A 20,547-nucleotide genomic window follows, 5' to 3' on the forward strand; every position below is an offset into this window, starting at 1 on the left:
AGCTCTCATCTCTTCAAATTCACCACGATGACGCCGCCCAGCGCCAGCGCGCCGCCGAAGATGCCAAGCAGCGTCGGCACCTCGCCCAGCCAGAAGAAGCCGATCAGCGTCGCCATCGGCGACACCAGATAGAGGAAGTTCGAGGCACGCGCCGCGGGCAGGCGGGAAAGCGCTGTTGCCCAGGCAGCGTAGGCGATCAGGCTGGGCACGATGCCGAGAAAGATGACCGCGCCGAGCCCGGCGGCATCGGCGACCGCCGCCTGCGTCAGACCGCTCGGCAGGAACGGCGACAGGCAGAGCGCGCCAAGCACCATGTTCGAGGCCGAGATCGTCAGCGGGTGATGGCGGGCAAACAGCGGCTTCTGGACGATGGTGTTGACGGCCGAGCACAGCGCCGAGCCGAGGACAAGCAGCGCACCATTGTTGAAATGCAGCCCTTGCCCCTCGCCCATGGCGATGATCCCGATACCGGCGAAGGACAGGAATGTGCCGGCCCAGGCCAGGCCCGAGAAGCGTTCGCCGAGCAGCGCCATGGCCATGATGGCGGTGAAGATCGGGCTGACATTGATGATGAAGCCGGCCGCACCGGCCGAAACGGTCAACTCGCCGAAATTGAGCATCACCGTGTAGAGTGCGACGAAGACGGCACCACCGAAGACAAAGCGCCAGAGTTCATCGAGCCTGGGCAGTGCCGGCCGCTTGACCGCGAAGAAGATCGCCGCCGGAACCGCGGCGATGGCAAAGCGCAGCGCGCCAAGTTCCAGCGGCCCGAAAGCGGCAAGGCCGGCGCGGATCGCCGGAAAGGCGGAGGCCCAGCCGACCACCGTCAGCGCCACCGCGATGGCAGCCGTGGCATCCATGCGCTGTGTCGTATTCAACGTGCCGGTGTAAGCGCTCATCTGGGTGTCCTCGCGATCCAATGCCATGAAGTAGAGAAACGCTATTGCGGGTCGGTTGACAAACGAACAAATCGAGGATCACCTGTGACTATGGATCACAGCTTAGACCCGATGCTGCCGCTCGAAACGCTGCGCGCCTTCGACGCCGCGGCTCGGACCGGCAGCTTTTCGGCGGCGGCCGAGAAGCTCAACATCACTCACGGCGCCGTCAGCCGGCAGATCGCCAAGCTCGAGGGTTGGCTCGGGCTGAAAGTCTTCGATCGCGGCGCGCGCGGCGTCTCGCTGACCATCGAGGGCAACCGGCTGCATCTGCGCACCACCGAAGCCTTTGCCCTGATCGCCAGCAATTCGGATCGCTGGGTCGAGCCGCGCGGCACGGCGGTGGTGCGGCTGACCTCGATCCCTTCGGTCAGCGGGCTGTGGCTGATGCCGCGCATGGCGGCGCTGGAGAACCACCCGTCCAAGCTGCGTATCGTGCTCGACGTCGACATCCGCCAGGGCGATCTTGCCGACGAGGGCATCGACCTGTCGATCCGCTGCGGGCGCGGCCGCATTCCGGGCCGGATCTCGGTGCAGCTTTTCGAAGAATATGTGTTCCCGGTCGCCTCGCCGGGACTGGCCAGGGAGATCGGTCGCGGAGATCCTGCCCGGCTGCTCGAATTTCCGGTGATCAATGATTCCGACGCTTCGGCGTGGCGCGCCTGGTTTGCGGCGCAGGAGATGGACTATCGGCCGCGGCCGCACGACCGCCGTTTCGAGGACTACAACCTCGTGCTCGACGCCGCTGCGCACGGGCTCGGTATTGCGCTGGCACGTCCGCCGTTGACGGTGGACCAATTGAAATCGGGCCGCATCGTCGCCGTAGACGAGCGCAGTGCGCTAAGCCCGATATCCTACTGGCTCGACCGGCCGCTGGGGCGCCCGCGCGCCGCCGCCGCCGAGCTTGCCCGGCGCATCGCCGTCCAGGCAGGGCTGCCAGCGGAGAAGATCGAAGCGTTCCTTGAGGTAGAGAGCTAGGAGCGACGGACAAGCGCTGATCTCCCCCCTTGTGGGGGAGATCGGCCGTCATCAACGTCAAGCTTGACCTCGCCGCAATTTGTGGCGATGACATCGTCATGAATTTCGGCACCACCCCATGATGAACCGTTTCGAAGGACCCGGCGGCAAGGAAGCCCGCATCCGCTATCTCGACGGCGACTTCCAGGTGACCAGCCCCGGCGCCTTCGTGCGCTGTGCGGTGACCGGCGAGAGCATCCCGCTCGACGAGCTCAAATACTGGAGTGTCGCCAGGCAGGAACCCTATGTGAACGCCGCCGCCTCGCTGCGCCGCGAGATCGAAGCGCATCCGGAACTGCGCCGCCGACGCTAGTCCAGCGCAAATGTAAGCCGCCCCGTTGCGATCCTGCGCCCTCTGCCGCGGCGTCAGGCCGGCAACACCGAAACCTTAGAGGCCATGAAATAAAAAACCCGCCTCAAGCTCGAGGGCGGGCCACCGGCGAATCATCACCATACCCAAATTACTAGCATAGCTGCCGGCACAAAGCAAGAACAAAATACGCTCGACCGGCGGAAAGCTGCAAATTCCAGTCCCGCATTGCCTCGGTGCTCACGCTTCTGGTCAGCCTTTAAGCCGGCGCTGCCGCCAGGCATCCAGCGTCTCGTCGATGATGCGTTGCGGCACATGGTCGAGCTCGAAGACGGTGTCGATCTCCAGCACATCGAGCCCGTCGAGGAATTCCGGCGGTGCCGCGCCGTGACGCAGGCGGGCAGCGTCCTTGGCGGTGGTAATGAGACCAAGCCCGGCTTTACGTGCTGTCGCCGCCAATTCGGCAAGTTCGTCCTCCCCATAGAAATGATGGTCAGGAAACGGTCGGGTCAGCGCAAGCTCGCCGCCGGCCTCGGCTACAGTGTCGAAAAACCTGTCGGGATGGCCAATGCCGGCGAACGCCAGGAAACGCCTGCCGGCCAGCGTCACCTTGCTGCTCGGGGCAGTGTGCGCCTCGAAGATCGGCCTGCCGGCGCGCGCTGCCTGGCGCACGACCGTATCGGCCGCGGTGCCCTCGCCCATCTTCAGCAAGGCGCTGGTGAAGACCAATTGGTCGACGATCTTTGCCCGCAGCGGCCCGCCGGGGATGACGCGGCCATTGCCGATGCCATGTCGCGCGTCGACGACGACAAGCGCATAGTCGATGTGGATGCGCGCGCTCTGAAAACCGTCATCCATGATCAGGAAATCGCAGCCGAGCTTCTCCAGCAGAAGCCTGGCGCCGGCGGCCCGGTTCGGCGTCACCGCGACCGGGGCGTGTTCGGCCAGAAGCAGCGGCTCGTCGCCGACATGCTTGGCGGCATCGTGGTGCGGATCGACGATATGCGGCTGCGCGAAGGAGCCGCCATGGCCGCGCGACAGGAAACCCGGATTAAGCTGCATGCGCCTGGCCTGCTCGGCCAGCGCGATCGCCACCGGCGTCTTGCCGGTGCCGCCGACGGTGAAGTTGCCGACGCAGAGCACCGGCGCCTCGACCTTTTCACGCGGCGCGTGCCGCATGCGGCGACCGGCGACAAGCGCATAGACGGCGGAGAGCGGCGACAGCGCCGTGACCCGCCAGTCCGGCTCTTCCCACCAGAAGGGCGGCGCTTCCGAGGTCACGTCAGCGCCCGTTCGCGCCCTTCAGGCGCGACTTGACGACCAGCGGCTGGATATAGGGCTCAAGCGACCTGAGCGTATGCGCCAGCGCACCGCGCATCTCGTCGACCGTCGCCGCACCCGCCGCCATCATCTCATGGCGGGCCGCCTCGTTGGTCAAAAGGAAATTAACGGCGCCGGCCAGCATATCGCGGTCGCGCACCAGCTTGGCGCCGCCGCTATCGAGCAGGCGCTGATAGGCCTCGCGAAAATTCTGGACGTTGCGGCCGGCAAGCACCGCCGTCTCCAGCATGGCTGGTTCCAGCGGGTTCTGGCCGCCCTCGGAAGTCAGCGAACGGCCGACAAAGGCAATTTCCGTCAGCCTCAGATAAAGCCCCATCTCGCCGATCGTGTCGCCGAGCAGAATATCGGTGTCGGCGGTGATCCTGTCGCCCTTGCTGCGCTGCGCCAGCTTCAGGCCCATGCCGGAAATCTGGGCGGCCAGCTGCCCGGCGCGATCGGGATGGCGCGGCACGATGATCGTTAAAAGCCCGTGGTGGCGCTTGTGCAGCATGGCGTGAACTTCGGCGGCGACCGCCTCTTCGCCGTCATGGGTCGAGATCGCCGCCCAGGTCGGGCGGCCGCCGATCTGGCGTTTCAGCGCCGCCAGTGCCCGCTCGTCGGCCGGCGGCGGCGCGGTGTCGACCTTGAGATTGCCGGATACAGTGACCGGCCTGGCGCCGAGCGAAAGGAAGCGCTCGCCATCGAGATCCGACTGGGCGACGACATGGGCGAGATTTTCGAACAATGCTTCGGCAATGTTGGCGCGCTTCTTCCAGGACTTGAAAGAGCGGTCGGACAGCCTGCCGTTGACCAGAACCTGCGGCACGCGGCGGGCGCCGAGTTCCAGGATGGTCATCGGCCAGATCTCCGATTCGGCGATGATCGCCAGGTCCGGCTGCCAATGATCGAGGAAGCGACTGACCGCCGGCTTGAGGTCGAGCGGCACATATTGGTGGATGATGCGGTCGCCCAGCCGTTCTTCGGCGACCTGCGCCGAGGTGACCGTGCCCGTCGTCAGCACGATGTTGACGCCGTAATCGAGAATGCTCTCGACCAGCGGCACGACGGCGATGGTCTCGCCGACGCTGGCTGCATGGATCCAGATCACCGGGCCTTCGGGGCGCTCGCGTCCAGCGACGCCGTAGCGTTCGCGCCGGCGAATGCGATCCTCCTTGCCTCTGGAAGTGCGCCAGGCGACATAAGGCCCGGCCAACGGGTAGGCGGCCGCCCCCGCGAAACGGTATGCGGTCAGGAAGGCGCGCGCCCAGCGCACACTCATTTCGAACCGTCCACAAGGCGATAGGCCTCGGCGGTCGCGGCATTAAGCGAGGCCGTGACCTCCTGGCGCTTGCGTTCCATTTCGGCGGCGTCGGCGTTGGCCGGCACGAAGACAGGCGTGCCGACGACGATCGAGGAGCGGCCGAAGGGCAGGTTGATCGTCGTCTTGTCCCAGCTGCCCTCGATCACCTTGCGGCGGCTGGTGGCTATCGCGGCAGGCAGGATCGGCCGGCCGGACAGCCGCGCCAGAAGGACGACGCCGAGCCCCGCATCGCGCGGCGTGCCGTGGGGAATATCAGCAATCATGGCGACATTCTTGCCGGTGGCGAGCGACTTTTTGAGGGCGATCAGCGCCTTGGCCCCGCCCTTGTCGAGATGCCTTGCGCTTTCGCGCCCGCCAGAGCCGCGCACCGCCTCGATGCCGAATTTCTCGACCATCAGCGCGTTGAGCTCGGCATCGGCGCTGCGCGATACCATGGCAACCAGCGGCCGTCCCTTGGGATAGTAGGCCGGGGTCAGCAGGTGCTGGCCGTGCCAGAGCGCGATGATGCCAGGCTCGAGCTGCGCATAGGCGCCGCCGGAAAACCTGGCCGATCCGTCGACCATGCGGTTGGTCAAGCGGACAAGGCGGACGAAATACGCAAACAGCGCGGCAAGCGCATTCTTGACGAATCGCGACTGCGCCAGCGGTTCGCGGATCTTGCGCCAGAACGTCTTCGGCTTGCGACGTCTGACCGCCGACCGCGGGGCTGATCGCTTGACCGCTTCATGGTTCATCGATGTCAACCGACAGCCTTGTTTTCGGGGTCGAGGAGGCGGTGCAGGTGAACGACGAAATAGCGCATATGGGCGTTGTCGACGCTAGCTTGCGCCTTGGCCTTCCAGACGGCGTGCGCCGATTGGTAGTCCGGATAGATGCCGACAATATCGAGCGCGTCGAGATCGCGGAATTCGGTGCCGCCCAGCTTCTTGAGTTCGCCGCCGAACACCAGGTGCAAAAGCTGCTTCTTTCCGTCTTCAGCGGCCATGTCGATCCTTCACATATCGTGAGTTTGGGACAGGTCTAGACCAAAGCCGCCGACTTTGGAACTATTGATAGTGGTCAATTGTCAGCCCGGCGATGACGCCGGCGAGCACGGCGAGGAGTTCGCCGCTGCCGGCGGCGAGCGGTCCGTGACGGATCACTTCGCCGGCATAGAGCGGCGCGCGGCCATGCCGATCGAGCAAGGCGCCGCCTGCCTCGCGCAGGATGAGATCGGCCGCGGCGATGTCCCAGTCATGTGCGTTGGCCTTGACGAAGGTCGCATCGAGCTGGCCGCCGGCGATCATCGCCAGCCGGTAGGCGAGCGAAGGAATATAGGGCACGCGCTTCAGCCGTTTGTGCCATTTCGCCGGCATCAGGTCGATCATCGCCTTCGGTCCGGCGATTTCGGCCGTTTCCGCCGGCGGACGCACGCTGATGCGCCTGCCGTTCAGGAACGCGCCCTCGCCCGGCAGCGCCCAATAGATTTCGCCCTTCGCCGGGCAGTCGAGTACGCCGGCAAGCGTTCGGCCGTTCTCGACCACAGCGACGCTGACGCACCATGTGGGCAGGCCCTCGAGGAAGCCGCGCGTGCCGTCGATCGGATCGACGACGAAGGTGCGGCGCGCGACAAGCCTTACCGGGTCGTCGACGGTTTCCTCCGACAGCCAGCCATAATCCGGCCGGGCCGCCAGCAAGGTCTCGCGCAGATATTTGTCGGCGGCGTGATCGGCTTCGCTGACCGGCGAGGTGCCGCCCTTCATCCACACTTGCGGATTGTTGTTGAAGTATTGCATGGCGATGAGCCCCGCCTCGCGGGCGGCATCGCGCAACAGCTGCAGGTCTTCAGTAGCGCCGGCTGAGACGGCCGGGTCAAGCTCCGGCAAGGGTCATTCCTTCGATCAAAAGCGTGGGCGCGGCGGTGCCGAAATTGCGGTCGAGATCGCTCGCCGGAACCATGTTGAGGAACATCGTCTTCAGATTGGAGGCGATGGTCACCTCGGCGACGGGATAGGCCAGCTCGCCATTTTCGATCCAGAAGCCGGAAGCGCCGCGGCTATATTCGCCGGTCACCATGTCGACGCCCTGGCCGAACACTTCGGTGACGTAGAAGCCGGTCTTGAGCGACTTGATCAGCTCTTCCGGCGTATTTTCCCCGGGCTCGATGGCGAGATTGGTCGACGACGGCGAGACCGACGAGCCGCTGCGCGAGCCGCGCCCATTGGTGACGAGGCCGAGTTCCCGAGCCGCCGAAGTCGACAGGAACCAGTGGTTGAGCACGCCCTTGTCGACCATGAACAGTTTTTCGCCCTCGACGCCTTCGCCGTCGAACGGGCGCGAGGCCTGTCCACGGCGCCGGAGCGGCTCGTCGGTGACGGTGATTGCGGCCGAAGCCACCTTCTTGCCCATCATGTCGCGGAGAAAGCTGGTCTTGCGCGCCACCGCGGCGCCATTGATGGCACCGGCAAGGTGGCCGGCAATGCCGCGCGCCACACGCGGATCGAACACCACGTCGACAGGCCCGGTCGCCGCCTTGCGCGCGCCAATGCGGCGTACAGCGCGCTCACCGGCCTTGCGGCCGATGTCTTCCGGCGCGTCGAGATCGGAAAAATGCTGGCGCGAGGAGAATTCGTAGTCGCGCTCCATGCCGGTGCCCTCGCCGGCGATCACGCTGGTCGAGCGCGAAAAACGCGAGGCGACGTAGTGGCCGACGAAGCCGTGCGAGGTGGCGAGCACCAGGCCGCCAAGCCCGGCACTGGCGCCACTGCCGGCCGAATTGGTGACGCCCTTGACGGCAAGCGCCGCCGCTTCGGCGGCAAGCGCTGCTTCCTTCAACTGGTCCGCCGACACCTCGGTGGCGTCGAACAGATCGAGGTCGCGCGGTTTCTTGACCAGCAAGGCCGGGTCGGCGAGGCCCTGATAGGGATCCTCGGGGGACACCTTGGCCATGGCGACCGCGCGCTCGGCCAGTATATTGGGGTCGGATGCCGCTGTTGCCGAAACGCTGGCTACCCGCTTGCCGACGAAGACGCGCAGCGAGACGTCCTCGCTCTCGGACGCCTCTGTGCCTTCGACCTTGCCAAGCCGCACCGACACGCCGGTCGAGCGGCCACGTACCGCAACGGCATCGGCGGCATCGGCGCCGGCCCGTTTGGCAGCCTCGACCAGGGCCGCGACGCGATCGGTCAGTTTCGCTGCGTCGAGCGTATCGGTCATGCGCATGATCCCGTTATTTCCGGCCGGCTGAAGGGCAGCCGCTGCTGCACCATCTATTGTCCCGATGCCGCTTCTGCAATGGGAGAAGCGGACAATCAGGAGGCATCTAGCCCCAGGTCGGCGCGACCGATCCAGAGATGGTGCGTCCTTCCAGACGCACAAAGGACGGCTTAGATCCGAGGTGGCCGTGACCGAAAGCCGCGACGGCTGCACCGCTGCCGGCGACGAGTCGAAGATGCGGCGCGTGCGACCGTCAGCCTGTAGAGTTGGGATCGGCTGGATCCACCCACGGGCGGCCCAACCGTGTCACCATCGCCGCGTACCCGACGGCACCTGCCGCCCAAAGGAAGATGCCAAGCTCTTTGACAGCGTCTTCGGCGATGTCGACCGCCGAACCCGGGCTAGGAAACAGCTCTCCCAGCTGGTCGATCGCTGCTGACATCGCGAGTAGGAAGCCTGCGGCCACAAATACGATCGAGCCGTCGAATGTCTTCCGTCGCAGCCGAAAGAACCAGAACAACCCGGCGACGGCGTAGGCAATCATCGTAACAATCTCTGGTATCGCGACAAACGGCAGCACGTCCTCATGGATCAACAACAGGTCATCGAGGCCCATGACCAAGGTAAGGCCGCCGAGAAACGTGCAATCCCATCGGTGCGTGAGCAGACCGGCAAACAGGGTCGCCGCGCCGGTGCCGATCCACAGTGAAGCACCTAGGGACGAAATCCACCCCGTATAGAAGCCGACATCCGCGGCTGCAGATGGATCTCGATAGAAGATTGTAGCGTCCAGACCAAGAGTTTGCGCGACGAACAGCGCGGCCAAGAGCATCACAACATTAATCGCCACGGCCGCAAGTATGACCAAGCGCCAGGACATTGTCCATTCACTGCTATGTTTTGCGTTCAGCGCGTTTTTGTCTGGCATTGTGCCGAAGGCCATTCTGAGTACGACGGCCGATAGCTCCGCGGCGCCGAGAACCCCGCCAGCACTATGCCGGCCCACCATGATCGTGGCAACACACGGAACGGTTGCAGCGTCTCGCACATGACGAGGTCGTCGCGGTGCAGTTCCTGGCCAGCGCCAACCAACGCACCATGCCGCTCGAAATGTTCATCGGCTTGCGCGAAAAGCTCTCCCCGGCAATAGCGCCGCCGCCACGCTGATGATGGGGCTGTTGATAATCCTCCTGGTCGTCGCCAATCTTCTGGCTCGACGGAGCCGGCGGCGGCCTGGACCGACCATCTAATCCTGGCTTTCAAGCCGGGCGAGATCGGCTTGTCCAACCTTCCTCAGGGACCAGCCACCGGCGTCCAGATTACGTCGTCGATCCTGAGCGCGCCGGTGGCGAGCATCACCAGCCGGTCGAAGCCGAGCGCTGCGCCGCTCGCCTGCGGCATGATGGCGAGCGCGGCGAGGAAATCCTCGTCGATCGGGTAGCGTTCGCCATAGACGCGCTGCTTCACATCCATTTCGGCGGCAAAGCGTCGGCGCTGCTCGGCCGGATCGTTCAATTCGCCAAAGGCGTTGGCGAGTTCGACGCCGCAGCAATAGAGCTCGAAACGCTCGGCGGTGCGTGGATCGTCGGCGCTCGGCCGGGCCAATGCCGCCTCCGAGATCGGATATCCGAAAAGAATGGTAGCGCGCCCCTGCCCCAGCGCTGGCTCGATTTTTTCGACCATCACCCGGCTGAACAGGTCGGCCCAATTATCGTCGGGCGCGGTCCGCAATCCGGCCTGGACCAGGGCGGCATGCAACCCCGCGCGGTCGGTGTTGCCATCGGCCGCAACCGTCGCCAGCAGATCGATCCCGGCATGGCGCATGAAAGCTTCGGCGACGCTCAACCGTTCCGGCCCGGCGAACGGATCGGCCTCACGGCCGCGGAAGCTAAAACGCTTCGCTGCGGCCCGTTCGGCCGCCAGCGCTACGAGCTCGGCGCAATCGCGCATCAGGCTCTCATAGGTCTCGCCGACGCGGTACCATTCGAGCATGGTGAACTCAGGATGGTGCAAGGGGCCGCGCTCGCGGTTGCGCCAGACAGCCCCGAGGCTGAAGATGCGCTCCTCGCCGGCGGCAAGCAGCTTCTTGCAGGCGAATTCCGGCGACGTGTGGAGGTAGAGCGGCTGGCGCTGCCCGTCCGGCCCGATCGCCTCGGTGGCAAAGGCCGACAGGTGCGCTTCATTGCCGGGCGAGACCTGCAGGGCCGATGTCTCCACCTCGACGAAGTCGCGGCGGGCGAACCAGTCGCGCATCCCGGCGGCAATGGCATTGCGCAGGATCAGCCGCGGCCGGCGGTCGGCGTGGACATGCGGCGTCCACCACGGCGAGGCGGCGGTCATCGGCTTCAGGGGAATTGCACAGAGGGCTGGCGATTGCGGCCAAGATGCGCTAGGCCGCACGCAACGGCCTCTCCAGCCGATTTGCGCCAACAAATTTTATCAGGATGGAAACCCGTGAAGGTCATCGCCAGCTCCTTACGCAAAGGCAACGTCGTCGAAAAGGACGGCAAGCTTTATGTGATCCTCTTTGCCGAAAACATTCATCCTGGCAAGGGTACGCCGGTCACCCAGCTCGACATGCGGCGTATCTCCGACGGGGTAAAGGTTTCCGAGCGTTACCGCACCACCGAGCAGGTCGAGCGCGCCTATGTCGAGGAGCGCGAGCACACGTTCCTCTACCGTGACGGCGAAGGCTTTCACTTCATGAATCCGGAGACTTACGACCAGGTCGCGGTGCCGGAAAGCGTGGTCGGCGACATGGCGCCCTATCTGGTGGAAGGCATGCCGGTGCAGATCTCGCAATACAACAACATCGCCATCTCGCTGGTACTGCCGCAGCGCGCCACTTTCGAGGTGGTCGAGACCGAGCCGGTGACCAAGGGCCAGACGGCGTCCTCGTCCTACAAGCCGGCAACGCTGTCCAACGGCGTGCGTACCCTGGTGCCGCCACACATCAGCGCCGGCACCCGCGTGGTGGTGATGACCGCCGATGGCGCCTATGTCGAGCGCGCGAAAGATTAAGGCGCGAAGTCTGACACGCCTCGCCGAAGGCGTCGCGGCGGCCGGTCATCGTCTACCGCTTTGTGCCAGGGGCTTTCGAGCATTGGGACGCTGCACGCGGACCGAAGCGTCAACGCCCTGCCAGTTCTTTCCTATTGCACGACGCCAGCGGGCAATCTCTGAGCCTCGAGCAACGCCGACCGTCCCTTTCGCCAGGTGCCAGGTGGAATGCCGACGAACTTTTTGAAGGCGCGATTGAAGGCGGCTTCCGACTCGTAGCCGACCTCGGCACCCGCTTGCGCGATGCTCATTTCAGGGCGTTCGAGCAAGCGTCCTGCCAGTTGTAGACGCCAGCGAGCAAGATAGTGCATGGGCGAGACCTCGACATAGTGGGTAAAGCGGCTCGCAAACGCCGTGCGCGAGAGCCCTACTTCGCGGGCGAGCCGGTCCAATGTCCATTCCTCCCTGGGGCGAGCGTGGATGAGCCGGAGCGCCTCGCCGACATGTGGATCCCGTAGGCCTGACAGCCAGCCGCGCGAATCGTCGGGCAGGGTCTCGAGATGGCGGCGGATGATCTCGACAAACATCAGCTCGCTCAGCTTGGCGAGTATCGTCTCACAGCCCGCCCGCCCACTGCCACCTTCGGCCAGCGCCAGCCGAAAAAGGTCGATAACCCAGCTGCTTCCATCGGCGGGCTTGCGGGCGCACAGGATGGCCGGCAATGCGGCCAGGAGAGGATTGAAGGGACGTGCATCGCAGCCAAGATACCCGCAAATGAACCGGGTCCGCTCGTCTCCGCCGCCACCATGGATCACCGCGAACGGCAGGCTCTCGTCAATCGGCCGATAATACATCGCCATATTGGGCTCGCCCCGTGCGCCGGGCGAGGAGCTCAAGACGTTCGGAACACCACCGGGGAAGACAACGACATCACCGGCGTTCACGAGCACCGGGGGCACCGAATCGTCTCCCAGCGCGGCCCAGCACGAGCCCGACATCACGGCATGAAAAGAAATGATGTGCTCTGCCTCCGGCATGATGGCGGCGGCAATGTCGGCCGTGCCCGGCGACTCGCCGACCCAGGGAGAGCTGGCGTCAACGTCGAAATAGATCGCACCGGTGAGGCGAACGGCTCGGAGCACATCGGAAAGGACATCCATGCACTACACCTCCGGAAACGATCGGCTACTCCCTTTGACAACGAGTTTTTCCGCCAGGCATCTCGAACTATCCGGCAATATGGCCGCCCGAGCAACTATCCATCCGGTCTAATCCTACTCTGAACGATCGGGCAACAGAAATGGACGATGTGACATTTGCGGGAACAGCGGACGGGATTAGCGTTTCATCGGCCGGCCGACAGGTCCAATAACAGGGAGGAATGTCATGAACGATGAAGACATCACCAAATTCGCAGCAAGCCTGCGAGGCGAAGTCATCCGCGCCGGCGACGCCCGCTATGACGAGGCCCGCAAGCTCTACAACGGCATGATCGACAAGCGGCCGCTGATCATCGCCCGCTGTGTCGACGTCGCCGACGTAATCACAGCGGTGAATTTCGGCCGCGACAACAATTTGCTGGTTGCGGTACGTGGCGGCGGCCATAATGGACCAGGATTGGGGAGCTGCGACGACGGTCTGGTGATCGACCTGTCGGCGATGAACGGCGTGCGCGTCGATCCGGATGCCCGCACGGCGCGGGTAGGCCCGGGCTGCACTCAGGGCGACCTCGACCATGCCACCCATGCCTTTGGCCTGGCCGTACCGGCGGGCATCATCTCGACCACCGGGGTCGCCGGACTGACGCTGAGCGGCGGCCATGGCTATCTGACGCGCAAATATGGCCTGACCATCGATAATCTGGTCGAGGCCGATGTCGTGCTTGCCGACGGAAGCTTCGTCACCGCCAGCAAGGAGCGGAACCCCAACCTGTTCTGGGCACTTCGCGGCGGCGGCGGCAATTTCGGCATCGTCACCAGCTTTGTGTTCAGGCTCCACCGGGTCAGCATGGTCTTTGCGGGGCCGATCGCATGGGATCAGCGCCACGCCCGCACCATCATGCAGCATTATCGCGAGTTCCTGCCGAACGCGCCCGAAGAACTCGGGATCTTTCTCGGGCTCAAGACCGTCCTCTCGAGCGCACCCTTCCCGGAAGAGTTTTGGGGAAAGCGGATGTGTCTGCTGATGTGCTGCTACAACGGCCCGGAGGAAAAGGGCAGAGAGGCGCTGGCCCCGCTGCTCGATGCGCTGCCCGCGCCCTGGTTCAACTGGATGGGAACGATGCCCTATCCCGCGGTGCAGAGCATGTTCGATGGGCTCTACCCGAAGGGAATGCAGTGGTACTGGCGGGGCGATTTCGTCAAGACGCTGTCCGACGAGGCGATCGACGCCCATCTCGAGCAGGCGGCGAAGACGCCGAGCGAGCTATCGCTCATGCATCTCTACCCGATCGATGGTGCGGTCCATCGCGTCGGCAAAGACGAGACACCCTGGAATTACCGTGATGCGACCTGGTCGATGGTCATCGCCGGGATCGATCCGGACCCACAGAAAGCGGGCCCGGTGACGCGCTGGACCAAGGCCTACTGGGAGGCCGTGCATCCGTTCGATCTGGGTGGCGCCTACCTGAACTTCATGATGGATGACGAGGGCGATGCAAGGCTCAAGGCGGCTTATGGCGACAACTATGAGCGCCTGGCTACGCTGAAGAAGAAATACGACCCGAACAACCTCTTCCGGGTGAACCAAAACATTCGACCGGCTGCTTGACGGCGGCCCTCGTCAGACCGGCAAGCGTTCCGGCCGGCCCAGCTAAGGCTCGGCCGGTACGATAGCTTGCCGGTCAGGACGCTCTGATCCAGACCAGCATCTCGCCGGAATCGTGGTGTCCCGGGCGAAATACGGCATGATGACTTCTGCTGCCTCGACCGCCGGTGATTTTTCAAACGCCTCTTTCCTGTCAACAGCCGACAGCGTGACGACGCCGCGGGGCACGTTCGAGAGCTGACTACATTTGAAACCAGGCCAGACGACCGCCGAATGGCGTCCAATGAGCCATGCCGGCTGCTTTTCAGGCTACCCCGCGTTTCTGATCGTGGTGGGCCGCGTACTGTCCATGCACAAGTCCGGACCTGTTTGGCGACACCATCATTGACTTGATCGTTCGCACATGATCGACAAAATGACCCGGAAATGACCGAGATACAAAGCTTTCCTTCAGTTGTGCATCAATAAGCCGCGACAATTTTTTAGCAATCTTTAGGCAAATTCTCAGGTTTATCGACAAACAGCAGACAATTCGGCAGCAGACAATTCGACACAACGGTCTTTACTGGATTTATGTGGATGGCAATGCATCCCTACTTGACACCGGGACAAGCTGAAGAGCTATGCTGAACATCGGTCGCAAGTTTGCGCGGAGGGAATCTGTTCATGGATTTCATCGAGAGTTGGTTTGGTATTTCCCCTGACGGCGGCGACGGATCGACCGAAGCTCTCTACATACTTGCCGTTGTCGCAATATTGGCGCTCGCATTCCACAAGCACATCGTGCAGTTCGCGCGCGGTTTCTTCGCGCGGAAATAGCCCGCGTACCGTTCGAGCCCAGCTTTATTCGTCTGACCAGAGTACAAACGGCACCAGTCGTCTGACACTCCAATACACTGTTGCCGCGCGAATCCCGTTGTTATCAGAGCGTTGCCCTGCGTTAGCTTCAGAGGGGAAGTCGATGCGAGGAATAGCGGCAATCCTGCGAGCACTGTTCTCCGCCTGGATTCCGGCACTGATCGAGATGGCTCGCCGTTTCTGTCGCCGGTGGCGGCTAGGGGGCGACCGCCGGGTCGACCAGAAAGGGTCCCGGGCGCATTGCGTACCGATCGATCACCCTGCTTTCTGCCGGCCTGACCCGCTGATCTACGATCAGTATTACCTGATCGGCCTTGGTCTCGCGGTCACCTGGGATAATCCCGATATCGAGCTACGCCAGGGTGGTGTGCCCGTTCCCGCCGGCAGGTTGCAGGCGGATACCGACTACGAGGTGCGGGTTCGCGTCTGGAACGCCTCCCCGGATGCCGTCGTCGTCAAGATGCCGGTCCATCTGTCCTATCTGTCGTTTGGCATCGGAACCGTGTCGAATCCGATAGCCACCAGGCCGGTCTCGGTCGGGGTGATCGGATCCGCCAGCCAGCCTGGGTTCGTCTCCTTCGACTGGCATACGCCGCGGCAAGCAGGTCACTATTGCCTGCAAGCTTTGCTCGACCCGGCCGATGACGCCAACTTCGCCAACAATCTCGGGCAAGAAAATACCGATGTCGGACTGGCCCAGTCGCCAGCAACATTTCAATTCGAGTTGCGCAACGCTACCCGTCGGCCGCATCGGTACCGGTTCACCGTCGATGCCTACACCATTCCGCCGCTCGGCCCCTGTCGCGACGACCGGCAGCCAACGGAAGAGACCGCCAAGGCGGAGCAAAAGCGCCGGTTGGCGGCACACTTGCCGTCAGCTCATCCCCTGCCGCCGGGCTGGAAGGTCGAGATTTCGCCTGACCTGCCGTCGCTGGCGCCGGGCGAACAGGTGACGATCACGGCGGTCGCTACGCCGCCGGACGGCTGGACCGGCCGGCAGGCCCTCAATCTGAATGCGTTTGACGAGGGTGACCGCGCCAGCGGCGGCGTCACCTTGACCGTCCTCAGCAGCTTGGAGCCGTGATGGCCACCGACGACAAATCCTGGACCAAGTGCACGACCGCCGACGAGGTGATTTCGGTCAACCAGTACATCAGCGCGGCGATTACCAGCGGCATATTCGCAGCCGTGATGGTCGTGGTGGTGGTCGCGATGGGCGAGCCGTGGTGCATACCGATCGCGCTGGTGGTGACTGAGATTGTGTGGATTCTCGCTTATTGCGACTGGTGGCTCAACAAACGGCTGGTTTGCCTGGGCGAGCCGGTGAGTATCGTCGGCATGGTCATCAGCATCGAGCCGCCGTCGGAAAAGACCTGGCCAGGAAGCCTGGACTCCGACTACAGCCTCAATTTGCTGCTGCCGAACAACCCGGTGGGCGTCTCCCAGGCCGTTGCCGCCGCCAGTGCCCCGTTCGGCTATCTGATGGCCGAAAACGCAATCACCTCCTCGCACGGCTTTCTGTTCACGGGGAACCCGGCGGAGGACAAGGTGACCGGAGTAAAGTCAGAGGCGCTGCATGTGGAGTTCGAAGGGGCATCGATCCATGACCTGCAGACCGTCAACATCCTCGCCCTGATCGCCGCCCTGGCAGCGCTGGCGCTATGCATGTCGGGCGTCGGCGCGGTCGTCGCCTACGTATTGGCGCTTCTCGCCTTGCTCGCTTCGCTGCTCGGCGCGGCCTTCAGCAGTTCGGACACCGCTAGTCCGAGCGATGCCGGCCTGCCTAGCATCGAGACCAACAAGGGCGACGGAACCGGAGCGACAATCCTGGGGGTGACCGGCCGGTGGGTCTATGATGCCGGACACATCCACGACAGCTTTCATGAAGGCCACAACGAACTGCATCCGGTCCAACAGGCCCAGATTCTGGGACGGCCATGGGACGGCGACTGGCCCGACGATATCGACGAAATCGTTCGAGGCTACCAGGACGGCTACGCGCAGTCCCAGGATCCGCTCACCAAGGCGCAACAGGCCCGGCCCGGCTCCCGGTGGTCGGTCCATCCCTATGTTGACGGCTGCAACGACACCGTCCGGCCAGATCAGCCTCCGCACTAAGCCAGTCAAGCTGTTGTACACGACAGTTCGAATCCTGATACCGCGCTGGTGTACTCGGCCCTTGAGAATCCTTCAGCCTTCGGCAACATGGCGGCAAGGCTGAGAGCATGAGGATGAGCAAGGTCATTTCCGCCGCATCACGGCGTTCGCCGCGCAAGACACCGATGGCGCTGACCGAGGCGCTGGTCGCCCGCACCTTGCGGGCGGTCGAGGATGCCGGGCCGACGCCGGGCATGGTCTACATGACCGATGCCGATTACGGGCGCATTCGCGACGAGGTGCTGGCCGCCGCGCCGGGCGGGCCGGTGAAGCTGTTCGCCTATGGCTCGCTGCTGTGGAAGCCGGCCGGCGAGGTCAGGGGTGGCGAACGGGCCGTGGCGACGGGCTGGCACCGTTCGTTCTGTTTTACAGTGCAGCGCTTCAGGGGCACGATCGAGCAGCCCGGCCTGATGATGGCGCTCGACCGCGGCGGCCAATGCCAGGGCATGGTGTTCGAGGTCGCCGAGCCCGTGGCGGCCAATCTCGAAACGCTGCTGCGCCGCGAGATGACCATCCTGCCGGCCGTCAACGTGCCGCGCTGGCTGCAGGTCAGGACAGGCGACGGCACGGGCCAAGCGCTTGGTTTCGTTGTCGATCCCGCCAATCCACGCTACGCTGGCAAGCTCGAAAAGCGAGCGATAGCGGCGACCCTGGCCACGGCCGTCGGCCATTGGGGTTCGGGCGCCGAATATCTGTTCGAGACCATTCGCCATCTCGACGCCTGCGGCATCCGCGACCGCAATCTCTGGCAGTTGCAGGAACTTGTGGCCGAGGAGATCGGTCGGGCGCTGCGATCGGGCTTCATTCGTCCCTGAGCCAGACCAGCATCTCGTCGGGCTCCCAGGCGAAATCGATGTTGCAGGTCGACGAGATGTCCCGCGCGCTCGCCGATGGCAGCATCGAGCATCGTGTGTCCTTCCTTCGGTTCTATGCCAGTGTGTTCGCCCATGCGCCGACAAAGGGCGGCAGCATGATGCACGTCTGCTGCTCGACAGCCTCGTTGCGCAGCCGCTCGGCGAGGGTATCGACTTCCACCTCGGCGGCGGTTGCGGTACCGACTGCCTCGGCCATCGGCAACAGGCTGCGCAACGTGCCGGCAATATAGTCGTAGATCGGCGAGTCGGGTCCGCTGCCGGCGAGGCCGGCGGAGTTCATCCGCGGCGCCGGCAGCCCTGCGCCGGCGAACACCATGGGCAGCCTGCCACCCATGTCGACCTCGAAACCCGCGCGCTCGATCGTGTCGATGATCCAGCCGCGGCATTTGCCGAACAGCGGCGCCTCTGGAAAACTGCGGGTGAGCGGCATCGCCATTTCCTGGACGGCGACGATGCCGCCAGGCCGCAGGAAACCGGCAAGCCTGCGCAGGGTTGCGGCCGGGTCGGGCAGATACATCAGGACAAGCCTGCCGATCACCGCATCGAAGCTCCCGTCGGGCGAGAATGTATCAAGCTCGGCCGTCGTGAAACGTGTCCAGTAACACTGGCCGGATTCAGTGGCGCGCCGCTCGGCAATGTCCACAGCCTCTGCCGAGCGATCGACACCAAGCACGCTTCCCGCCGGTCCGACCAGCCTTCCGGCCAGCAAGGAGACATCGCCTACGCCGCAGCCAATGTCGAGCACGCGCATGCCGGGTCCTATGCCCGCACTGCGCAGGACATGCTCGGTAAGGTCGTGAATGAGCGCTCCCTGCAGCTCCAGGCGCTTGAATTCGCTTTGCGTGTAACCCAACGCATAGGGACGCGGATCCATGGGGCTCTGATCACGGCCGGTCTTCGGCGCATGTTCGGCAAGCAGATTGTACATGTTTGACTCCATGATCGATTTATCCGGGATTTGTGACCGCTGGGCAGCCTGATGACCGCCCGGGGCCCGACCGTCACCATCGGAGATCGGTGCTACAACGTGATTTCCGGAATCGGGAATTGCGTTACGACTGAAACAGGCGCCCGTGCCTGGGGTACCACGCAAGCGGAGAACCACCCTGCGCCCGGCGTTCGGACGCCACTATGATTTCGGCGCCCGCGGAACGAACACGATATGCGGCGTCTTCGGCGGACGACCGGGCGGCACATAGTCCGGAACCGGCGTATCGTCTGCCGGGAGCGAAAGCACATATCGGTGGATGGCGCGCAGGTCGGGCTCGCTCATGGCACGCAGGTTGAACCATGGCATGGGCGGGCGCGTCTCGATCGTGCGCGCGAACTGTACCCAGTCGTCCTCATCCATGGTCCGCAAAAATTGGCGAAGATTGGTCGGGTAAGTCGTACCCCACGGCCCGTTGAAGCCGAGCGAATCGCCGATCAGCCATCGATCCTGCGGAACGTTGCCGGCCTTCTCCAGGTACCCTGGCGTGTGGCAGTCGTTGCAGCCGCCGATTTTCACCAGGTATCGACCGTGCTCGATCGAAGCGGTCGCGGACGCCGCGCCGACCTCACCCTGGTTGAGCGTTGCGGCGGTGAATGCTGCGGCCAGGCCAAGGGCGGCAATTGCGATGAGAGCTCTTCGTGTCATCAGCTTCTCCGCTGCTATTTGATGCCGACGATCATCGAGTGAGGCCCGGCGAGATGCTCGCAGCGGACCTCCGCAAAGCCCGCCTCCCGCATCCAGCCCATGCCGTCGGCGCGCGTGTAGTCGAACCCGCCATTGGTGTTGACCAGCATGTTGAGGCTCATCAGCAGACCCGCAGCGTTGTCCCGTCGCTCGTCATCGATGATCTGGTCGTAGACGATGAGCACGCCTTGCTTCGGCAGCGCGGAATGCGCCTTTGCCAGCAGCGCGCGCTTCACCTCCAGGTTCCAGTCGTGCAGGATATGACCCATCACCAGCACGTCGGCGGAAGGCAGCGGCTCGGCAAGGAAGTCGCCGGGATAAAACCGAAGCCGGTCTGCAAGTGCGTGCCGCTCCACATAGGCCTCGAACACCGGCCGCATCGGCGGCAGGTCGAAACCGCCGCCGGTGAGATGCGGATGGGCGCGGCCGACCTCGACCGGAAGCCTGCCTTCGGCTGTGCCGATATCGATGAAGGTACAATAGTCCGCCCAGGGAAAATGCCGGGCGAGCGCCTCCGCCACCTGGAGGCTGCCGCCGGTCATCGCCTGCGCGAACATCTTTACCTTGTCCGGGTCCGAAAACAGCATGTCGAACAGATCTTCGCCGTCCTGGGTGCCGTTTTGCGGTTTGCCCGTCCTGAGCGCGTCGGTGAGCGAGCCCCAGTTCGCGTAAAGCAGCTGACCGGCCCTGGCGAGCATCCCGCCAACATAGGTCGACTTGTTGCGGTCAAGGTAGCGGTCAGTCACGGGCGTGTTGCAGTAGACGTTGCCCTCGCGCTCAAGCATGCGCAGCGCAACCAGCGCGTCGAAGAAATCCTGCGCTGCCCGCTCATGCAGTCCGAGCCGGTTTCTCAGTGTTTCCCCTTCGAGGGGTCCGGCCGCCAACTCCGTGAAAAGGTCAAGTTCGACGGCGCTCAGCAACGTCTTCGATGCCCAGAAGCCGAGGCCGAGTTGCATAAGGCTTTCGGGCGACAGTTCTGCGACGTCATTCGCCTGTTTCGTTACCTCGGTGATGGTTGCGTCCATAAGATTTCTCCTTCCTCAAGAGACCATGACCTTTCCAAAAAGCCGGTTCCCGGTTTTTCGGGATCATGGTCTGGGCGCGGGAGGACCATC

22 protein-coding genes are annotated in these 20,547 nt (G+C 64.0%); 9 read left to right on the forward strand and 13 right to left on the reverse strand.

Annotated elements, in window-relative coordinates; genetic code table 11:
* Positions 1-5: 5 nt before the first annotated feature.
* A complete protein-coding gene (locus tag NKH60_RS21440; RefSeq protein WP_352873237.1) occupies positions 6-899 on the reverse strand; it encodes a DMT family transporter in 894 nt (297 codons plus the stop codon).
* 90 nt (positions 900-989) lie between these two features.
* Here NKH60_RS21440 and NKH60_RS21445 point away from each other — a divergent pair, with 90 nt between their 5' ends.
* Positions 990-1,916 carry a LysR family transcriptional regulator gene (locus NKH60_RS21445; RefSeq protein ID WP_352873239.1) on the forward strand — a complete coding sequence of 309 codons (927 nt, stop codon included), beginning with the start codon at positions 990-992 and terminating at the stop codon, positions 1,914-1,916.
* A gap of 118 nt (positions 1,917-2,034) precedes the next feature.
* A complete protein-coding gene (locus NKH60_RS21450; RefSeq protein WP_031211156.1) occupies positions 2,035-2,268 on the forward strand; it encodes a DUF2093 domain-containing protein in 234 nt (77 codons plus the stop codon).
* A 249-nt stretch (positions 2,269-2,517) separates the two neighbouring features.
* On the opposite strand, the gene lpxK is transcribed toward NKH60_RS21450, so the two are convergent.
* From lpxK to NKH60_RS21485, 7 genes are all read right to left on the reverse strand, one after another.
* Positions 2,518-3,546, reverse strand: a complete 1,029-nt coding sequence (lpxK, locus tag NKH60_RS21455) for a tetraacyldisaccharide 4'-kinase (RefSeq protein ID WP_352873241.1) — start codon at positions 3,544-3,546, stop codon at positions 2,518-2,520.
* Between the two features lies 1 nt (position 3,547).
* Positions 3,548-4,864: a lipid IV(A) 3-deoxy-D-manno-octulosonic acid transferase gene (waaA, locus tag NKH60_RS21460; protein ID WP_352474386.1), complete on the reverse strand. Its 1,317-nt coding sequence runs from the start codon at positions 4,862-4,864 to the stop codon at positions 3,548-3,550.
* Positions 4,861-5,640: a lysophospholipid acyltransferase family protein gene (locus NKH60_RS21465; RefSeq protein WP_352541558.1), complete on the reverse strand. Its 780-nt coding sequence runs from the start codon at positions 5,638-5,640 to the stop codon at positions 4,861-4,863. Before NKH60_RS21465 ends, waaA begins: the two co-directional genes overlap by 4 nt.
* Positions 5,641-5,645: 5 nt before the next feature.
* Positions 5,646-5,891, reverse strand: a complete 246-nt coding sequence (locus NKH60_RS21470; protein WP_023674378.1) for a DUF4170 domain-containing protein — start codon at positions 5,889-5,891, stop codon at positions 5,646-5,648.
* 61 nt (positions 5,892-5,952) lie between these two features.
* Positions 5,953-6,771 carry a 3'(2'),5'-bisphosphate nucleotidase CysQ gene (locus tag NKH60_RS21475; protein WP_352873244.1) on the reverse strand — a complete coding sequence of 273 codons (819 nt, stop codon included), beginning with the start codon at positions 6,769-6,771 and terminating at the stop codon, positions 5,953-5,955.
* A complete protein-coding gene (locus tag NKH60_RS21480) occupies positions 6,758-8,101 on the reverse strand; it encodes a TldD/PmbA family protein (protein ID WP_352873246.1) in 1,344 nt (447 codons plus the stop codon). The genes NKH60_RS21475 and NKH60_RS21480 overlap by 14 nt, the downstream gene beginning before the upstream one ends.
* A 253-nt stretch (positions 8,102-8,354) precedes the next feature.
* Positions 8,355-9,044: a DUF8692 domain-containing protein gene (locus NKH60_RS21485; RefSeq protein ID WP_352685493.1), complete on the reverse strand. Its 690-nt coding sequence runs from the start codon at positions 9,042-9,044 to the stop codon at positions 8,355-8,357.
* Positions 9,045-9,133: 89 nt separating this feature from the next.
* On the opposite strand from NKH60_RS21485, the gene NKH60_RS21490 reads away from it, so the two are divergent.
* A complete protein-coding gene (locus tag NKH60_RS21490; RefSeq protein WP_352474393.1) occupies positions 9,134-9,268 on the forward strand; it encodes a hypothetical protein in 135 nt (44 codons plus the stop codon).
* A 126-nt stretch (positions 9,269-9,394) separates the two neighbouring features.
* On the opposite strand, the gene epmA is transcribed toward NKH60_RS21490, so the two are convergent.
* Positions 9,395-10,441 (reverse strand): EF-P lysine aminoacylase EpmA, encoded by a 1,047-nt coding sequence (epmA, locus tag NKH60_RS21495; protein ID WP_352873248.1) that lies wholly within the window; start codon positions 10,439-10,441, stop codon positions 9,395-9,397.
* A gap of 114 nt (positions 10,442-10,555) precedes the next feature.
* Between epmA and efp the strand changes: the two genes are divergently transcribed.
* Complete coding sequence (gene efp / locus NKH60_RS21500) at positions 10,556-11,122, forward strand: elongation factor P (protein ID WP_023674374.1); 567 nt, start codon at positions 10,556-10,558, stop codon at positions 11,120-11,122.
* A 131-nt stretch (positions 11,123-11,253) separates the two neighbouring features.
* Here efp and NKH60_RS21505 read toward each other — a convergent pair whose 3' ends face one another.
* On the reverse strand, positions 11,254-12,261 hold the full coding sequence (locus NKH60_RS21505) for an AraC family transcriptional regulator (RefSeq protein ID WP_352685496.1): 1,008 nt from the start codon (positions 12,259-12,261) through the stop codon (positions 11,254-11,256).
* A gap of 226 nt (positions 12,262-12,487) precedes the next feature.
* Between NKH60_RS21505 and NKH60_RS21510 the strand changes: the two genes are divergently transcribed.
* From NKH60_RS21510 to NKH60_RS21530, 5 genes are all read left to right on the forward strand, one after another.
* Positions 12,488-13,870, forward strand: a complete 1,383-nt coding sequence (locus NKH60_RS21510) for an FAD-binding oxidoreductase (protein ID WP_352541563.1) — start codon at positions 12,488-12,490, stop codon at positions 13,868-13,870.
* 663 nt (positions 13,871-14,533) lie between these two features.
* On the forward strand, positions 14,534-14,686 hold the full coding sequence (locus NKH60_RS21515) for a hypothetical protein (protein WP_352474399.1): 153 nt from the start codon (positions 14,534-14,536) through the stop codon (positions 14,684-14,686).
* A gap of 142 nt (positions 14,687-14,828) precedes the next feature.
* Positions 14,829-15,809 (forward strand): hypothetical protein, encoded by a 981-nt coding sequence (locus NKH60_RS21520; protein ID WP_023674370.1) that lies wholly within the window; start codon positions 14,829-14,831, stop codon positions 15,807-15,809.
* Positions 15,809-16,843 carry a hypothetical protein gene (locus NKH60_RS21525; RefSeq protein WP_352541565.1) on the forward strand — a complete coding sequence of 345 codons (1,035 nt, stop codon included), beginning with the start codon at positions 15,809-15,811 and terminating at the stop codon, positions 16,841-16,843. Before NKH60_RS21520 ends, NKH60_RS21525 begins: the two co-directional genes overlap by 1 nt.
* Before the next feature lie 113 nt (positions 16,844-16,956).
* Positions 16,957-17,697 (forward strand): gamma-glutamylcyclotransferase, encoded by a 741-nt coding sequence (locus tag NKH60_RS21530; RefSeq protein ID WP_352873252.1) that lies wholly within the window; start codon positions 16,957-16,959, stop codon positions 17,695-17,697.
* Between the two features lie 112 nt (positions 17,698-17,809).
* On the opposite strand, the gene NKH60_RS21535 is transcribed toward NKH60_RS21530, so the two are convergent.
* From NKH60_RS21535 to NKH60_RS21545, 3 genes are all read right to left on the reverse strand, one after another.
* The gene (locus NKH60_RS21535; protein ID WP_352474404.1) at positions 17,810-18,697 is read right to left on the reverse strand and encodes a class I SAM-dependent methyltransferase; all 888 of its coding nucleotides are present in this window, start codon (positions 18,695-18,697) and stop codon (positions 17,810-17,812) included.
* Positions 18,698-18,886: 189 nt separating this feature from the next.
* The gene (locus NKH60_RS21540; protein ID WP_352474406.1) at positions 18,887-19,393 is read right to left on the reverse strand and encodes a hypothetical protein; all 507 of its coding nucleotides are present in this window, start codon (positions 19,391-19,393) and stop codon (positions 18,887-18,889) included.
* A 14-nt stretch (positions 19,394-19,407) separates the two neighbouring features.
* Entirely contained in the window at positions 19,408-20,457 is a 1,050-nt protein-coding gene (locus NKH60_RS21545; protein ID WP_352873255.1) for a methyltransferase, read from the reverse strand.
* Between the last annotated feature and the right edge of the window lie 90 nt (positions 20,458-20,547).

Source organism: Mesorhizobium sp. M1006 (assembly GCF_040318825.1).
GTDB lineage: Bacteria > Pseudomonadota > Alphaproteobacteria > Rhizobiales > Rhizobiaceae > Mesorhizobium.

Coding starts and splice junctions, on each gene's coding strand:
- NKH60_RS21540 (WP_352474406.1), bottom strand. CDS start 19,393: ATGACACGAAGAGCTCTCATCGCAATTGCCGCCCTTGGCCTGGCCGCA.
- NKH60_RS21520 (WP_023674370.1), top strand. CDS start 14,829: ATGCGAGGAATAGCGGCAATCCTGCGAGCACTGTTCTCCGCCTGGATT.
- NKH60_RS21440 (WP_352873237.1), bottom strand. CDS start 899: ATGAGCGCTTACACCGGCACGTTGAATACGACACAGCGCATGGATGCC.
- NKH60_RS21510 (WP_352541563.1), top strand. CDS start 12,488: ATGAACGATGAAGACATCACCAAATTCGCAGCAAGCCTGCGAGGCGAA.
- waaA (WP_352474386.1), bottom strand. CDS start 4,864: ATGAGTGTGCGCTGGGCGCGCGCCTTCCTGACCGCATACCGTTTCGCG.
- NKH60_RS21445 (WP_352873239.1), top strand. CDS start 990: ATGGATCACAGCTTAGACCCGATGCTGCCGCTCGAAACGCTGCGCGCC.
- NKH60_RS21450 (WP_031211156.1), top strand. CDS start 2,035: ATGATGAACCGTTTCGAAGGACCCGGCGGCAAGGAAGCCCGCATCCGC.
- NKH60_RS21505 (WP_352685496.1), bottom strand. CDS start 12,261: ATGGATGTCCTTTCCGATGTGCTCCGAGCCGTTCGCCTCACCGGTGCG.
- NKH60_RS21485 (WP_352685493.1), bottom strand. CDS start 9,044: ATGGCCTTCGGCACAATGCCAGACAAAAACGCGCTGAACGCAAAACAT.
- NKH60_RS21545 (WP_352873255.1), bottom strand. CDS start 20,457: ATGGACGCAACCATCACCGAGGTAACGAAACAGGCGAATGACGTCGCA.
- NKH60_RS21480 (WP_352873246.1), bottom strand. CDS start 8,101: ATGACCGATACGCTCGACGCAGCGAAACTGACCGATCGCGTCGCGGCC.
- NKH60_RS21525 (WP_352541565.1), top strand. CDS start 15,809: ATGGCCACCGACGACAAATCCTGGACCAAGTGCACGACCGCCGACGAG.
- NKH60_RS21535 (WP_352474404.1), bottom strand. CDS start 18,697: ATGGAGTCAAACATGTACAATCTGCTTGCCGAACATGCGCCGAAGACC.
- NKH60_RS21530 (WP_352873252.1), top strand. CDS start 16,957: ATGAGCAAGGTCATTTCCGCCGCATCACGGCGTTCGCCGCGCAAGACA.
- NKH60_RS21515 (WP_352474399.1), top strand. CDS start 14,534: ATGGATTTCATCGAGAGTTGGTTTGGTATTTCCCCTGACGGCGGCGAC.
- epmA (WP_352873248.1), bottom strand. CDS start 10,441: ATGACCGCCGCCTCGCCGTGGTGGACGCCGCATGTCCACGCCGACCGC.
- NKH60_RS21465 (WP_352541558.1), bottom strand. CDS start 5,640: ATGAACCATGAAGCGGTCAAGCGATCAGCCCCGCGGTCGGCGGTCAGA.
- NKH60_RS21470 (WP_023674378.1), bottom strand. CDS start 5,891: ATGGCCGCTGAAGACGGAAAGAAGCAGCTTTTGCACCTGGTGTTCGGC.